Source organism: Celeribacter sp. (assembly GCF_048261515.1).
GTDB lineage: Bacteria > Pseudomonadota > Alphaproteobacteria > Rhodobacterales > Rhodobacteraceae > Celeribacter.
Genome location: NZ_JBLXFZ010000002.1, coordinates 325,655 through 340,161, shown reverse-complemented (window position 1 = coordinate 340,161; position 14,507 = coordinate 325,655). Strand labels below are relative to the sequence as shown.

Sequence of the window (14,507 nt, the reverse complement as noted above, 5' to 3'; positions counted from 1 at the left end):
AGACATGGCACAGTCGTTACTTCCATTATTGAACTTGGGGAATTTGAAAGAGCACTTATGGTATATCCGACCGGCGGTTTTCAACGACGCAAAAGTGGGGGGATGGCCCGCGTTTTTGCGCTGTCGTTTGCAGCATTCGCAACGATCTCAACAGCTTATGTAGCCTATCCACAGGCTGCCTACGCACAATCCTACGCTTTCTCCTCTGTCAGCGTGGAAGGTAACGAGCGCGTTTCGGCGGATACGATCCTGTCTTACGCGGGAATCAAACGCGGCGAACGGATCTCGGCTGCGCAGCTCAACGACGGGTATCAGGCGGTTGTCGCCTCTGGCCTTTTCGAGAGCGTGGAAATGATTCCGCAGGGCAGCCGCCTTGTCATCAAGGTCAGCGAATTCCCCTTCGTCAGCCGTGTGAATTTCGAGGGCAACCGCGTCCTCAAGGATGACCAACTCGCCGCGCTCGTGCGCACCGCGCCGCGCCGCGTCTTCTCGCCCTCCGTGGCCGAACAGGACGCCGCCGCCATAGCCGAAGCCTATGCCGCCAAGGGGCAACTGGTCGCGACCGTCACGCCGCAGATCATCCGCCGCTCGGGCAACCGCGTTGACGTGGTCTACCAAGTGACCGAGGGCAAGGGCGTGGAGATCGAACGTGTCTCCTTCGTCGGCAACCGGTCCTTCTCTGATGCGCGTCTGCGCCGTGTTCTGGAAACCAAACAGGCGGGGCTTTTGCGCTTCATCGTGGGCGCGGACACCTATAACCCCGACCGCATTGATTTTGACCGTCAGGTTCTGACCGACTTCTATAATTCGCGCGGTTATATCGATTTCTCCGTGCTTAACGTCTCCGCCGAGTTCTCGCGTGAGCGCAACGCGCATTTCGTGACCTTCTCGGTGCAGGAAGGTCAGAGCTACGACTTCGGTAACGTGCGCGTCACCTCGGAGATTTCCGAGGCCGATCAGGCCGAATTCGGTAAACTCGTGAACATCCGCAAGGGTCAGACCTACAACCCCGTTGCGATCGAGAACGTCATCTCACGGATGGAGGCGCTCGCCACGCGCAAGGGGATTGATTTCCTGCGGGTCGAGCCGCGCATCACGCGCAACAACCGCGACCTTGAGCTTGATCTCGAATTCGTGCTTGTCCGCGGGCCGCGCGTCTTTGTCGAGCGCATCGACATCGAGGGCAACAAGACAACGCTCGACCGCGTTGTGCGCAACCAGTTCCGCGTTGTGGAAGGCGACCCCTTCAACCCGCGTGAAATCCGCGAAGCCGCCAGCCGCATCCGTGCGCTCGGCTATTTCTCCAACGCCAATGTCGATGCCCGCGAAGGTTCGTCGTCTGACCGCGTTGTGATCGACGTGGATGTGGAAGAGGCTCCAACAGGCTCGTTCTCCTTCGGTGCCAACTACTCGGTGTCCGAGGGTGCGAACCTTTTGGCCTCCTTCTCCGAGCGCAACTTCCTTGGTCGAGGGCAAACGCTGGCCTTTGATCTGACGACCCAGCTTGACGATGGCACTCTGCGCTTCAACTTCATCGAGCCTGCTTTCCTTGGCCGTGATGTGGCCTTTGGCTTCGGGATGGGGATTGCCACGAGCCAACCGTCCTATGCGCTTCATTCCGAACGTGCTGCCTATATCGAACCGAGCCTGACCTTCCCGCTGTCGCAACGGACGAGACTGCGTCTCGACGCGCGTGCCGAATGGTCGGAAATTCGTGATGAGGGCGGCGCGCCTTCCTTTATCTCCTCTGATATTGCTGCGGGTTGGCAGCGCACGCAGACCCTAGGTTACTCGCTCAGCTTTGACTCGCGCCGCAATAACATCGACGCCGACTACCACTATGCCCTGCGCTTTGGACAGGATTACACCGTGGGTGGCGACGTTGATTTCGTGCGCACCTCCGCCGAGATCACGGCTTCCAAGAAAATTTTCAACGACGATGTGACCCTTCTCGCGACGATTGAGGGGGGGCTGATCAGCTCTGACAGTGGCACGCGGGTCACCGACCGCTTCTTCAACTCTTCGGATATCATTCGCGGCTTTGAACCTGGTGGGATCGGGCCTCGCGAAGGCACGACTGCACTGGGCGGCAACAAATACGCCGTTGCCCGTGTCGAAGCGCAGTTCCCGCTTGGCCTGCCTGAAGAATACGGCATCAAGGGCGGCCTATTCCTTGACCACGGTGCCGTCTGGGGCCTCGATAACGCCGTAGGGATCGACGACGACCTTTACTGGCGCACCGTCGCGGGCGCGTCGATCTTCTGGACCACACCCATCGGGCCGCTCCGCTTCAACTTCTCCAAGGCGTTGAACAAGGAAACCTACGACATTGAGCAGACCTTCGACCTGACCATTTCGACGGAATTCTGATGTCTGCGCGACTGCGTAAGAACGGGACGGGAGGCCGCATGAGCGGCACCCGTGCTCTCTTGCTTGCGCGCGGGGTCGCGGTTGTGTCCCTGATCGCGGTCGTGGCGCTTGGGAGCGTCGGGGCCGTGGCGCAGGATGGTGCGGAAGAGGCGGCTGCCGAACAATCCATTTCAAGCGACGAACAGGGGCTATCCGAGGTCGCGACTGGTGAGACCAGAAACCCCGTGCAGCAACTACCTGTCGTTGTCTTTGATCGTGCACGGGTGCTGTCCGACAGCGCGGCAGGTCAGGCGCTTGAGGCCGAGATCGAGGCGCTGCGCAATGATATCCTTGCCGAGAACAACGCGATTTCCGATGCTTTGGAAGCCGAGGAGCGCGCGCTTGCCGAGGAACGTCTGACGCTGAGCGAAGGGGCGTTTCGCGCCAAGGCCGATGCCTTCGACCAGAAAGTGACCGATGTGCGCGCCGAGCAGGACCGCAAAGCCGCGCAGGTGCAGGCCGCCTATGACGAGGGCATTGCCGAGCTTGAGACGCTGATGAACGCCGCGCTGGCCTCCGTTGCCCGCGAATTGCGCGCGGTGATCGTGCTGGAGCGCCAACAGGTCTATCTGCTCTCGGGCTCCATCGACATTTCCGCCGAAGTCATTCGCCGCCTTGATCGCCTTGCGAGCATCCAAGACGCGGATGGTGAGGGCACGGATGATGAGGTCGAGCCTACGTCGCAATCCGACACAGAGGCACCTGACACCACCACACAATCGCAAGATTGAAAATTAATGTGCCGCCCACGTAGGGCAGGGCGTGCGGTGCTTCTTGTCAGCCCCCCGCGCTGACTGATAGGTAAAACGCCACGGCGATGTGCCCGCGATTTCAGGCGGGTACATGGGGACGTCGGAGCAAAACCAAAGGCGGCGCGGACCGCCAGTGAAAGATAAAGGGACGTCGACCATGAGCGAAAACCTTAAATCCGCCGATATCGGCCTGATCCAACGCATCATTCCGCACCGCTACCCGTTTCTGCTTGTCGACAAGGTGGTGGACATCAACGGCGCGGAGAGCTGCAAGGGGATCAAGAATGTGACCTTTAACGAGCCGCATTTCACGGGCCATTTCCCTGGCACGCCGATCATGCCCGGTGTGACGATTGTCGAGGCCATGGCTCAGACCGCCGCCGTGATGGTCGGTGTCGAGCAAGAACTGGCCGACAAGAATTTTCTGGTCTATTTCATGGGGATCGACGTCTGTAAATTCCGCCGCAAGGTCGTGCCGGGTGATGTGCTGGAACTTCACATCACCACCAAACGCGGCGGCGGCAAGGTGTGGAAATTCGAGGGCCGCGCCGAGGTTGATGGCGAACTGGCCTGCTCCGCCGAGTTTACGGCGATGATGGACCTACCCAAGGAGTGATCCACCCATGAGCATTCATCCAAGCGCCGATATTCACCCCTCTGCGGTGATCGAAGACGGCGCGACCATCGACGCGGGCGTGACGGTCGGGCCTTTCTGTCTGGTCGGCGCGGGCGTGCGTCTGTGCAAGGATGTGGTGCTCAAAAGCCATGTCGTCGTCAAAGGTCTGACCGAGGTCGGCGAGGGGTCGACGATCTATCAATTCGCCTCCATCGGGGAAATCCCGCAGGACTTGAAGTTCAAGGGCGAGGAAACCCGCCTCATCATCGGCAAACGCAACCGCATCCGCGAGTATGTGACGATGAACACGGGCACCGAGGGCGGTGGCGGTGTAACGCGCATCGGCGATGACGGGCTGTTCATGTCCTCATGCCACGTCGCCCATGACGTGCAGATCGGGGATCGTGTCATCCTCGTCAACTCCGTTGCCGTGGCGGGGCACTGTATCCTTGAGGATGATGTGATCGTGGGCGGGCTTTCGGGTATCCACCAATTCGTGCGCATCGGCAAGGGTGCGATCATCGGCGCGTTGTCGATGGTTACGGCGGACGTGCTGCCGCACGCGCTGGTGCAGGGGCCGCGGGCCGAATTGGACGGGCTCAACCTCGTCGGGCTCAAACGGCGCGGCGTTGACCGCAACGAGATCAACCAGTTACGCGCCGCTTTCCAGATGCTCAAACAGGGCGAAGGCTCGTTCAAGGATCGTGCCTCCCGTCTTGTTGATGATTTCGACAGCGACTACGTGCGCGCCATGGTGGCCTTCGTCATGGGCGAAAGCGACCGTGGTTTTCTGACGCCGAAATAGGGCGCGCGCCATGACACGCACCGCGATCATTGCTGGATCGGGACAGTTGCCAAATGTTCTGGCCGCGCAGCTTGATGCGCCGGTATTCGTGACCTTTTCCGACATGAGCGGCGATCAAAGCCTGCCTGACGGGGCCGAACCATGCCCCGCGCGGATCGAGAAACTTGGCCGTTTGTTCAAAGCTCTCAAAGGTTTGGGCGTCACCGAGGTCTGTTTCGCGGGTGCGATGGCGCGTCCCAAGGTCAATCCCGTTATGCTCGACACCCATGCTCTCAAACTGGTCAAGGCTCTGGGCCGTGGCGATGATGGCGTGCTGCGCGAGGTCATCGCGCTTTTCGAGCGTCAGGGCTTTACCGTGCGTGGTGCCGCCGAGATCGTGCCGGATCTGGTGCTGGCTGCGGGCACCATCTGGGGTCGCGCACCAAACAAGGACGCTCGCGCCGACATTGCCCGCGCCAGCGAGGTGCTTAACGCGCTCTCGCCGCTCGATGTCGGGCAGGGCGCGGTTGCTGTAGGTGGTCAGATGCTCGGCATCGAGACCCTGCAAGGCACAAGGGCGATGCTCGCTTTCGTCGCGCAGACCCCTAAACACCTGCGCCGTGCGGCGGGTGTTTTCGTGAAAGCCCCCAAGTCGGGACAGGAGTTGCGCATCGATATGCCGACCATTGGCCCCGACACGGTGGAGGAAGTCATCGCCGCAGGTTTGGGTGGTATCGCCATCGCTGCCGATACGGTGATCGTGCTGGACCGTGCCAAGGTCAAGGCGCGGATCGAGGAGGCGGGTCTGTTCCTGATTGCGCAATGAGCGCGCTCAAGGTCTTTGTCATCGCGGGCGAGGCGTCGGGCGACCGCCTTGGTGCGGCGGCAATGCGCGGCTTGAAACAAGAGGCTTCCGCGCGCGGCTATACCTCCATCGAATTTCGCGGCGTCGGCGGTACGGCCATGACGGAGCAGGGGCTGGAGAGCCAGTTCCCGATGGGTGAATTGTCCCTTATGGGCCTGCTCGAAATCCTGCCGAAATATTTCCACCTCAAGCGCCGTATTCGCGAAGTGGCCGCCGCCATTCTCGACTGGCGCCCTGATGTGGTGCTGACCATCGACAGCCCCGATTTCTGCCTGCGCGTGGCCGATATTGTGAAGGCCGCTTCCGACATTCGAATCTGCCACTATGTCGCGCCGACCGTCTGGGCGTGGCGGCCTGAGAGGGCGGAGAAGATGGCGGCGCGTGTCGATCAGGTCTTGGCGCTCTTTCCGTTCGAGCCGCCCTATTTCGAGGCGCACGGGCTGCGCTGCGATTTCGTGGGCCATCCCGTCGCGGGGGAGCCTGTTGCCTCCGCAGAGGAGGTGCGCGCCTTCCGCGACCGCCACGACATTGGCGAGGCTCCGATCCTGCTCGTCCTGCCTGGAAGCCGTCAGGGGGAGATCAAGCGTCTTGCTCCGATCTTCGGTCAGGCGGTGGCTCATACGGCAGCGGCCCATCCCGATATGCGTGTGGTCCTTCCTATGGCGCAGGGGGTGGAGAGCCTTGTCGAAGCGCAGACTGCGGGCTGGTCCACGCCGCCAGTGCTGATCTCCGCAGGCAATGCGCAAGACAAACGCGCGGCGTTTAAGGCGGCCGATCTCGCACTTGCGGCCTCTGGCACAGTCTCTCTGGAGCTTGCCGCCAATGACACGCCCATGGTCATTGCTTACCGCATGAACCTTCTCACGCAGTATATCGTCTCGCGGAAATTGCTGATTGATACGGTGACGCTGGTCAATCTGGTGAGCGAGATGCGCGCGGTGCCCGAATTCCTCGGATCACGCTGCACGGCGGACCATATCGCCCCCGCGCTCACCCGCGTATTGGAGACCCCCGCCGCACAGGCGGAGGCGCTCGATCTGACAATGGCGCGATTGGGGCGCGGTGGCGAGAACCCGGGCGTGCGGGCCGCCCGCGCGATCCTCGACGGTCTGGCGTGAGCGGCATGGCACTCTTGGTCGCGGTTATTCTTCGATGATCGCCTGAAGCTGGCCTATAATGCCTGGCATCCTTGTCTGTACGAGTTCCATAATCATCGGCTGCTGCGCGCCAAGGAGTTCAGGCATCTTGAGCATGGCCGAGCGACCAAGGTCGGATTTGTAGAAGTTATAGAGCGCCTCGATCTCGTCGTAGGTATAAATGTCCACCATCACATCCGCCTGCGCCAACATGATCTCGCGCATCGGCTCATACATCTCGTCCATGTAAAGCGTGTGGACTTTCGCGCGTTGCTCATCGGTGATCGCAGTGCCTGTAGAGGCCTCGATCTGTGGCAGGATGGGGATATACATCTGCGCGATGATTCCCTCGATATCCATATCCGCAACCGCCATCGCCGTATACTCCTGCGCAAGCGACAGACGCTCTTCGCGGGTCTCGGCAAATGCGGGCAGGGCGCATGTCGTGGAGAGGGTCAGGGCGAGGGCGGTTGCCGCAAAGCGATGTGCAAATTTTTGCATCAAATTGTCCTTTTAATCACGTACCTGCTTACAGCGTGACCGAGGCAGGACGGGCTGTCAAACCGATCCCGTGACCTATCGGGAGGCGGCGGATTTCTTCCACCGTTCAAGGCGCGGGATGCCACGGGTCATAAGCCACGCAACAGGGGCCCATGTGCCTTGCTCGCGTAACATCCGCATACAAAACGCCTGCATTTCGCGCGGCGATGCGAAGTCCTGAGTAAAGGCCCCGTCCTCGTAGCAAAAGGAACAGTATTTAAGGGAGCGTAGCCCATTGGCCTCCGTGCCACCTCCCTTGGGATCGCGCGTCAGCGGCATACCGCAACTCTGGCAGGGAATCATCGCAGCCTCCTGTGGTCTAACCTGACCTCAGTCTGCCGCGTCTGCTGCCCGCCTGCCTTGCGCCCGATCAAACCTTTCAGTTGCACAAAAGAAAACGACGCCCAAAGGCGCCGTTTCATTGTCCGTTCCTTGCGCACTCAATACCCGCGCCAGATCCAGCCGCCACCAAAGATGCGCGACCCGTTGGGGTCGTAGAAGACGCAAGCCTGTCCTGGTGAGACGCCTTCCTCGGCCACGACCAGTTCCACTTCGGCCTCGGTGTCCGAAATCGGACGGATGATCGCCTCACGCGGCGGACGTGTCGAGCGCACCTTGACGTCCAGCCCCCATTCCTCGCGTGAGGTAAACGGCTCGTCACCCAGCCAGTTGATCTCCCGCACGGGGATTCTCCGCGTCGCCAGCATCTCTTTCGGTCCGACGATCACGCGGCGATTGTCCACGTCGAGCTTCACCACATAAAGCGGCTCCGTGAGCCCCCCGATGCCAAGCCCGCGCCGCTGTCCGATCGTGTAATGGATCACGCCCTCATGCGTGCCACGCACCACACCGTTATGATCCACGATCTCGCCCGGTTCAGCCGCGCCGGGGCGCAGCTTCTCGATCACGGAGGCATAATTGCCGTTGGGCACGAAACAGATGTCCTGACTGTCCGGCTTGTCCGCCACAGACAGCCCGTATTTCGCCGCCAGCGCACGGGTCGCGTCCTTGGACGGCAAATGCCCCAGCGGGAAGCGCAGGTAGTCAAGCTGCTCCGGCGTGGTCGAGAACAGGAAATAGCTCTGGTCACGGTTCGCATCCGCCGCCGAATGAAGCTCCGGCCCGTTTGCGCCCATCTTGCGTTGAATATAATGCCCCGTCGCCATGCAATCGGCGTCCAGATCCTTGGCGGTTTCCAACAGATCCTTGAACTTCACCCGCTCGTTACAGCGGATGCAGGGCACGGGTGTGGCGCCCGCCAGATAGCTGTCGGCAAACTCGTCAATCACCGCATCCTTGAACACGTTCTCGTAGTCGAGAACATAATGCGGGAACCCCATTTCTTCGGCCACGCGCCGCGCATCGTGAATGTCACGCCCTGCACAACATGCGCCCTTCTTGGAAAGCGCTGCGCCGTGGTCATACAGCTGGAGCGTCACGCCCACCACGTCATAGCCCTCTTCGGCCAGCTGGGCCGCGACCACGGAACTGTCCACGCCGCCCGACATGGCCACAACTACGCGCGTCTCGCTAGGCGGCTTGGCAAAGCCGAGGGAGTTGAGCGGATCGGTGCCGCCCGTGCCGTCGTTTGGAGTGCCTTCAATGGGCGTGCCGTCATGGGCCATGAACCGTTCCTTATCGGAGGTGAACGAAAACTTTCAGGAATGTCCGCGGAATATAGGAAAATCCTACACACTCTCAAGGGCTGGTTTCACTGCCCATTAAGAGGTTTCGATCAAAACACTTGTGAACGAGGTTGAACAAGAACGGTAGAGAGAAGGGTCATGTATCTGAAAAAAGTTGACGGTCCGCGCGCTGTAACCCTGCCTGACGGGAGCGTTATGACACGCGCCGACCTTCCCCCGAAGGACACCCGACGCTGGGTCGCATCGCGAAAGGCTGCTGTGGTCAAAGGTGTTGTTTTCGGACTGATTTCCGAGCCTGAAGCACTTCGGATGTATGGTCTTTCGGAGGAGGAATTTCAGTCGTGGAAAAACGCCATCCGCGATCATGGGGAAGCGGCGCTCAAGGCCACATCAGTTCAAAAATTTCGGCAGGCCTAAACAACCACAGGTTGACTGAAGCGATATTTCCGTATCTGGTAACGTGTAGTTAACCATTTTTGACCATTCTGTGTTGCAACGCACGATGGACAAACAATTCGGAGAGCCGCTGTTATGAGAATCCTGTTGGTTGAAGATGATCCCACGACATCCAAGAGCATCGAGATGATGCTCTCGCACGCCAATCTCAACGTTTACACCACCGATCTTGGCGAAGAGGGAATCGACCTTGCCAAACTCTATGACTACGACCTGATCCTTCTCGATCTGGGGCTGCCCGATATGAATGGCCACGAAGTGCTGCGCCAGTTGCGCCTCGCGCGGGTTGAAACGCCGATCCTGATTCTGTCTGGTGCCGATGACACGGAGAACAAGATCAAGGGCTTCGGCTTCGGTGCCGACGACTATCTCACCAAACCCTTCCACCGTGAGGAGTTGGTGGCGCGTATCCACGCCATTATCCGCCGCTCCAAAGGCCATTCGCAGTCAATTATCAAGACGGGCAAGATCGAGGTGAACCTCGATGCCAAGACCGTTTCCGTTAACGACCGCGCGGTGCATCTGACGGGTAAAGAGTATCAAATGCTCGAACTGCTCTCCCTGCGCAAAGGCACGACGCTGACCAAAGAGATGTTCCTCAACCACCTCTACGGCGGCATGGACGAGCCAGAGTTGAAAATCATCGACGTGTTTATCTGTAAATTGCGCAAGAAGCTGGCCAATGCCACTGACGGCGACAATTACATCGAAACCGTTTGGGGGCGCGGCTATGTCCTACGCGATCCCGAGCCGAGCGAGATAGATCAACAGATCGCTGTCAGCGCGTAATTCCCTCGCGGGCAGGGTGCTCCGTTCCCGTCCGCGTGTTCCCGCCGTGGCGCGGTGATGCCCCTCCGACATCACGCCACGGCCGCACGCCATCAACGCTCAAAGGTGTTGGTGGCACTTCCTGTTTCTGGAGGGATGCATCTCGCGCTAGACGTTCCCCCCGCGCTTGCCTAAACCTATGGGCAAGACGCACAGAGGGGACACGTCACATGTCGGATGCCATAGCATCGCAAACCCGCGCGGTGGACGCGCTCGACGAGGCCGAGGCACGCGTCGAACTGGAACGGCTGGCGCGCGAACTGGCACGCGCCAATGCCGCCTATCATACCGACGACGCCCCCGTTATTGACGACGCGACCTATGACGCGCTCAAGCGCCGCAACGCTGCAATCGAGGCGCGCTTTCCGCATCTCAAACGCGCGGATAGCCCCTCCGAGCAAGTGGGCGCAGCTCCCGCCGAGGGGTTCGGCAAGATCACCCATGCCGTGCGGATGATGTCTTTGGCCAATGCCTTTAACGACGAAGATGTGGTGGAATTTGACCGCAGTATCCGCAAATATCTAGGCCTCTCATCTGATGCCCCGCTGGCCTATACCGCCGAACCGAAGATCGACGGGCTCTCCCTATCGCTGCGCTACGAGAGCGGCAAACTCGTCCATGCCGCCACGCGCGGGGATGGCGCGGTTGGGGAGAATGTAACCGCCAACGCCCGCACCATTGAGGACATTCCCCACGAAATCGAGGGTGCGCCCGAAGTGCTCGAAGTGCGCGGCGAGGTCTATATGTCCCACGCCGATTTTGCTGCCCTCAACGAGCGCCACGAGGCGCGCGGTGGCAAGACTTTCGCCAACCCGCGCAACGCCGCCGCAGGATCGCTGCGCCAGCTTGATGCGGAGATCACCCGTGCGCGGCCGCTGAAATTCTTCGCCTATGCTTGGGGTGAACTGTCCACGCCTCTGGCCGAGACGCAGATGGGCGCGATTGAACGGCTTGCCGCTTTCGGCTTTTCCACCAACCCGCTGACCAAACGCCTGACCACGGTTATGGAAATGGTGGCCCATTACCGCGAGATCGAACAGGGGCGAGCGAGCCTTGGCTATGACATCGACGGGGTGGTCTACAAGGTGGACGATCTCGCGCTGCAATCGCGGCTCGGCTTCCGCTCGACCACACCTCGCTGGGCCATCGCGCATAAATTCCCCGCCGAGCTTGCATGGACGCGGCTGGAGGGCATCGACATTCAGGTGGGGCGCACGGGTGCGCTTTCACCCGTCGCGCGACTTGAACCCGTCACCGTCGGAGGCGTCGTTGTCTCTAACGCGACACTTCACAACGAGGATTACATCGCGGGCTATGGCTCGAAAGGCGAGGTGATCCGACCTGATGCGCAGGGCAATGCCAAGGACGTTCGCGTGGGCGACTGGGTGCAGGTCTACCGCGCGGGCGATGTGATCCCGAAGGTGGCGGATGTCGATCTTGCCCGACGCAAGTCCGACGCTTTGCCATACGCATTTCCGACAACCTGTCCCGAGTGCGGATCGGACGCGGTGCGCGAAGAGGGCGATGCGGTGCGCCGCTGCACGGGCGGGATGATTTGTCCCGCGCAAGCTGTTGAAAAGCTGAAACATTTGGTGTCGCGCGGGGCTTTCGATATCGAAGGTCTGGGCGCGAAACAGGCGGAGCAATTCTACAAGGACGGATGGATCAAGGAACCTGCCGATATCTTTGAATTGAAAGAGAGTTTCGGCCCCGGAAACCTCCAGCAACTCAAGAACCGCGAAGGCTGGGGCGAGAAATCCGCCACCAACCTTTTCGACGCCATCGACGAGCGCCGCGACATCCCGCTGGCCAAGCTGATCTTCGGCCTCGGCATCCGTCACGTGGGCGACAGTTCGGCGGGTCTGCTGGCAATGCACTACGGCACATGGGAGGCATTTGAAGCGGCCATGACCCGCGCGGAAATCGGCCAAGGCGCTGATTGGGAAGAGCTTTTGTCGATTGATGGCGTGGGCGCGGTGATGGCGGCCTCGCTCGTCACCACATTCCATCAAGAGGCCGAACGCGCCTCCATTGACCGTCTCGTCGCCCATCTCACCCCACGCCCCGCCGACCGTCCCGCCGCCGACAGCCCTGTGAGCGGCAAGACCGTTGTTTTCACGGGCACGCTCGAACGCATGACCCGCGCGGAGGCCAAGGCGCGGGCCGAGGCGCTTGGCGCGAAAGTGTCGGGATCCGTGTCGGCCAAAACCGATATTCTCGTCGCAGGCCCTGGCGCGGGGTCCAAGGCCACGAAGGCGGCCGACCTCGGCGTCAAGGTGATCGACGAGGACGCATGGCTTGATCTGATCGGTGGCCAATGAGCGCGCGTCGTCCCGATAGCCTCAATCCGCTTTTCGCGCAGCTGGAGACCTTGGCGGGCGTCGGGCCGAAAACGGCGAAGGCGCTTGGCGGGCTCAATGTCACGCGCCCGCGCGACCTGTTGTTTACGCTGCCCAATTCGGTGATCGACCGCCGCCGCCGCGATACGGTGCAGGGGGTTGCGGCGGGCGAGGTGGCGACCGTCGAGGTGACGGTCCTGCACCACAGCAAACCCTCGCGCAAAGGGTTGCCACATCGCGTGACGGTGGAGGACAGCGCGCTTGCCTTCCAGATCGTGTTCTTTCGCGGCGCACCCGACTGGATCGCCAAACAGCTTCCCGAGGGGGCGCGGAGGTTGGTCTCGGGCAAGATCGAATTCTACGACGGTCAGGTGCAGATGCCGCACCCCGACCACATCCTTCCGCCAGACGAGGCGGGGACGTTGCCAAAATTCGAACCCGTCTATCCGCTCACCGCGGGCGTGACGCAGAAACTTATGGCCAAGGCTGTCAAAGCCGCGCGATCACAGGTGCCAGATTTGCCTGAGTGGATTGATCACAACCTGAGCGCACGCGAAGGGTGGCCCAGCTTTGCCAAGGCGCTTGAACAGGCGCATGAGCCGATTTCCGAAAGTGAGGTCGCGCTTACCGCACCCGCGCGGCAACGGCTGGCTTACGACGAATTATTCGCCCATCAGGTCACGCTTGCGCTCGCCCGCGCCAAGGTGCGGCGTGCGAAGGGCACGGTGAATGTAGGCGACGGTGCGCTCAGGCGCACGGTGTTGGGGGCTCTGCCTTACGCGCCGACCAAGGCCCAGACGCGGGCGGTCGAGGCGATTGAGGCGGATATGGCCGATACGCACCGCATGAACCGTCTGCTCATGGGGGACGTCGGATCGGGCAAGACGCTCGTGGCGCTGATGGCGCTGCTCATCGCGGTCGAAGCAGGCGGGCAGGGCGTGATGATGGCGCCTACGGAAATTCTGGCACGCCAACACCTTGAGGGGCTGCGCCCCTTTGCCGAGGAGGCGGGCGTCGTGCTCGAACTCCTCACGGGCCGCGACACAGGACGTGACCGAAAGGCAAAACTGGCCGCTCTTGCCCGTGGCGATATCCAGATCCTTGTGGGCACCCATGCGGTGTTTCAGGAGGATGTGACCTTCGCCGATCTGCGCCTCGCCATTATCGACGAACAGCACCGTTTCGGGGTCGCGCAGCGCATGTCTCTGGCGCAAAAAGGCGAGGGGGTGGATGTGCTCGTCATGACCGCGACCCCGATCCCGCGTTCCCTGTCGTTGGCGCATTACGGTGACATGGATGTGTCCATCCTTGACGAAAAGCCACCCGGACGACAGCCCATCAAGACCGCGCTTTCCTCCGTGGAGCGGCTCGACGAGGTGGTCGCCCATCTTCGGCGCGCTACGCAGGATGGGCGACAGGCCTATTGGGTTTGTCCGCTGGTCGAGGAGAGCGAGGTCATGGATCTGGTCTCCGCCGAGACACGGTTCAAGGCGTTGCGCGCGGCGCTTGGTGAAGGTGTGGTCGGGCTGGTTCATGGACAGATGGCCGCCGAAGAGAAGGACCGCACCATGGCGCGCTTTGCCTCTGGTGAAATTGCGGTGCTGGTTGCGACAACCGTCATCGAAGTCGGCGTCAACGTGCCCAATGCCTCGATCATGGTGATCGAGCGCGCGGAGCATTTCGGCCTTGCGCAGCTTCACCAATTGCGCGGACGGGTGGGGCGCGGGGATGTCGCCTCGACCTGCCTTCTGCTCTATCAACCGCCGCTCACCGAGAGTGGTCGCCGCAGGCTCGAAATCTTGCGGGATAGCGAAGACGGGTTCCGTATTGCGGAAGAAGACCTGATGATGCGCGGGGCGGGGGATGTTCTAGGCACGGCACAATCGGGGCTCCCGCGGTTTCGGGTGGCGGATCTGGAACGGCAATCGGCGCTCATGGCTTTGGCCCAAAGTGATGCGCGGGCACTCCTTGCCAGTGACCCCGATCTGACATCAGAACGTGGGGCTGCCGTCCGGACGTTTTTGTGGCTGATGGGCAAGGATGAAGCTTTCCGTTTGATTTCCGTGGGTTAACTCAAATTCACGCAGCGACGGTCTTCGGTGTTCGCAAATGTTCTTAAAAAGTTCTTTACTTTTG

At 61.0% G+C, this 14,507-nt stretch carries 13 protein-coding genes; 10 read left to right on the top strand and 3 right to left on the bottom strand.

Going from position 1 to position 14,507, the window contains the following annotated elements:
• The first annotated feature begins 102 nt into the window (after positions 1-102).
• The 6 genes from bamA (at position 103) to lpxB (ending at position 6,544) form a co-directional block, all read left to right on the top strand.
• Positions 103-2,370 (top strand): outer membrane protein assembly factor BamA, encoded by a 2,268-nt coding sequence (gene bamA, locus ACN0SC_RS06485; RefSeq protein ID WP_417248843.1) that lies wholly within the window; start codon positions 103-105, stop codon positions 2,368-2,370.
• A gap of 38 nt (positions 2,371-2,408) precedes the next feature.
• A complete protein-coding gene (locus tag ACN0SC_RS06480; protein WP_417248842.1) occupies positions 2,409-3,140 on the top strand; it encodes an OmpH family outer membrane protein in 732 nt (243 codons plus the stop codon).
• 178 nt (positions 3,141-3,318) lie between these two features.
• A complete protein-coding gene (gene fabZ / locus ACN0SC_RS06475; protein WP_417248841.1) occupies positions 3,319-3,777 on the top strand; it encodes a 3-hydroxyacyl-ACP dehydratase FabZ in 459 nt (152 codons plus the stop codon).
• 7 nt (positions 3,778-3,784) lie between these two features.
• Positions 3,785-4,582 carry an acyl-ACP--UDP-N-acetylglucosamine O-acyltransferase gene (lpxA, locus tag ACN0SC_RS06470; RefSeq protein WP_417248840.1) on the top strand — a complete coding sequence of 266 codons (798 nt, stop codon included), beginning with the start codon at positions 3,785-3,787 and terminating at the stop codon, positions 4,580-4,582.
• Between the two features lie 10 nt (positions 4,583-4,592).
• Positions 4,593-5,387, top strand: coding sequence for an LpxI family protein (locus ACN0SC_RS06465; RefSeq protein ID WP_417248839.1), 795 nt, complete (start codon positions 4,593-4,595; stop codon positions 5,385-5,387).
• Positions 5,384-6,544 carry a lipid-A-disaccharide synthase gene (gene lpxB / locus ACN0SC_RS06460; protein ID WP_417248838.1) on the top strand — a complete coding sequence of 387 codons (1,161 nt, stop codon included), beginning with the start codon at positions 5,384-5,386 and terminating at the stop codon, positions 6,542-6,544. Before ACN0SC_RS06465 ends, lpxB begins: the two co-directional genes overlap by 4 nt.
• A 24-nt stretch (positions 6,545-6,568) precedes the next feature.
• Here the strand turns inward: lpxB and ACN0SC_RS06455 are convergent, their stop codons facing one another.
• From ACN0SC_RS06455 to mnmA, 3 genes are all read right to left on the bottom strand, one after another.
• On the bottom strand, positions 6,569-7,063 hold the full coding sequence (locus ACN0SC_RS06455; RefSeq protein WP_417248837.1) for a DUF2059 domain-containing protein: 495 nt from the start codon (positions 7,061-7,063) through the stop codon (positions 6,569-6,571).
• Positions 7,064-7,138: 75 nt separating this feature from the next.
• A complete protein-coding gene (locus tag ACN0SC_RS06450; protein ID WP_417248836.1) occupies positions 7,139-7,405 on the bottom strand; it encodes a zinc ribbon domain-containing protein in 267 nt (88 codons plus the stop codon).
• Positions 7,406-7,542: 137 nt separating this feature from the next.
• Complete coding sequence (gene mnmA / locus ACN0SC_RS06445; protein WP_417248835.1) at positions 7,543-8,727, bottom strand: tRNA 2-thiouridine(34) synthase MnmA; 1,185 nt, start codon at positions 8,725-8,727, stop codon at positions 7,543-7,545.
• 159 nt (positions 8,728-8,886) lie between these two features.
• On the opposite strand from mnmA, the gene ACN0SC_RS06440 reads away from it, so the two are divergent.
• The 4 genes from ACN0SC_RS06440 to recG all read left to right on the top strand — a co-directional run bounded on the left by ACN0SC_RS06440 (position 8,887) and on the right by recG (position 14,443).
• Positions 8,887-9,165, top strand: a complete 279-nt coding sequence (locus ACN0SC_RS06440; RefSeq protein WP_417248834.1) for a DUF1153 domain-containing protein — start codon at positions 8,887-8,889, stop codon at positions 9,163-9,165.
• A gap of 114 nt (positions 9,166-9,279) precedes the next feature.
• Positions 9,280-9,993 carry a response regulator transcription factor CtrA gene (gene ctrA / locus ACN0SC_RS06435; RefSeq protein WP_417248833.1) on the top strand — a complete coding sequence of 238 codons (714 nt, stop codon included), beginning with the start codon at positions 9,280-9,282 and terminating at the stop codon, positions 9,991-9,993.
• A gap of 209 nt (positions 9,994-10,202) precedes the next feature.
• The gene (ligA, locus tag ACN0SC_RS06430; protein ID WP_417248832.1) at positions 10,203-12,353 is read left to right on the top strand and encodes an NAD-dependent DNA ligase LigA; all 2,151 of its coding nucleotides are present in this window, start codon (positions 10,203-10,205) and stop codon (positions 12,351-12,353) included.
• Positions 12,350-14,443 (top strand): ATP-dependent DNA helicase RecG, encoded by a 2,094-nt coding sequence (gene recG / locus ACN0SC_RS06425; RefSeq protein WP_417248831.1) that lies wholly within the window; start codon positions 12,350-12,352, stop codon positions 14,441-14,443. The genes ligA and recG overlap by 4 nt, the downstream gene beginning before the upstream one ends.
• Positions 14,444-14,507: the final 64 nt, after the last annotated feature.

Excerpts from the sequence above, each read along its gene's own strand:
- ACN0SC_RS06450 (WP_417248836.1), bottom strand. The coding sequence starts at position 7,405 with ATGATTCCCTGCCAGAGTTGCGGTATGCCGCTGACGCGCGATCCCAAG.
- ctrA (WP_417248833.1), top strand. The coding sequence starts at position 9,280 with ATGAGAATCCTGTTGGTTGAAGATGATCCCACGACATCCAAGAGCATC.
- recG (WP_417248831.1), top strand. The coding sequence starts at position 12,350 with ATGAGCGCGCGTCGTCCCGATAGCCTCAATCCGCTTTTCGCGCAGCTG.
- bamA (WP_417248843.1), top strand. The coding sequence starts at position 103 with ATGGCCCGCGTTTTTGCGCTGTCGTTTGCAGCATTCGCAACGATCTCA.
- ACN0SC_RS06480 (WP_417248842.1), top strand. The coding sequence starts at position 2,409 with ATGAGCGGCACCCGTGCTCTCTTGCTTGCGCGCGGGGTCGCGGTTGTG.
- ACN0SC_RS06440 (WP_417248834.1), top strand. The coding sequence starts at position 8,887 with ATGTATCTGAAAAAAGTTGACGGTCCGCGCGCTGTAACCCTGCCTGAC.
- mnmA (WP_417248835.1), bottom strand. The coding sequence starts at position 8,727 with ATGGCCCATGACGGCACGCCCATTGAAGGCACTCCAAACGACGGCACG.
- ACN0SC_RS06455 (WP_417248837.1), bottom strand. The coding sequence starts at position 7,063 with ATGCAAAAATTTGCACATCGCTTTGCGGCAACCGCCCTCGCCCTGACC.
- ACN0SC_RS06465 (WP_417248839.1), top strand. The coding sequence starts at position 4,593 with ATGACACGCACCGCGATCATTGCTGGATCGGGACAGTTGCCAAATGTT.
- fabZ (WP_417248841.1), top strand. The coding sequence starts at position 3,319 with ATGAGCGAAAACCTTAAATCCGCCGATATCGGCCTGATCCAACGCATC.
- lpxB (WP_417248838.1), top strand. The coding sequence starts at position 5,384 with ATGAGCGCGCTCAAGGTCTTTGTCATCGCGGGCGAGGCGTCGGGCGAC.
- ligA (WP_417248832.1), top strand. The coding sequence starts at position 10,203 with ATGTCGGATGCCATAGCATCGCAAACCCGCGCGGTGGACGCGCTCGAC.
- lpxA (WP_417248840.1), top strand. The coding sequence starts at position 3,785 with ATGAGCATTCATCCAAGCGCCGATATTCACCCCTCTGCGGTGATCGAA.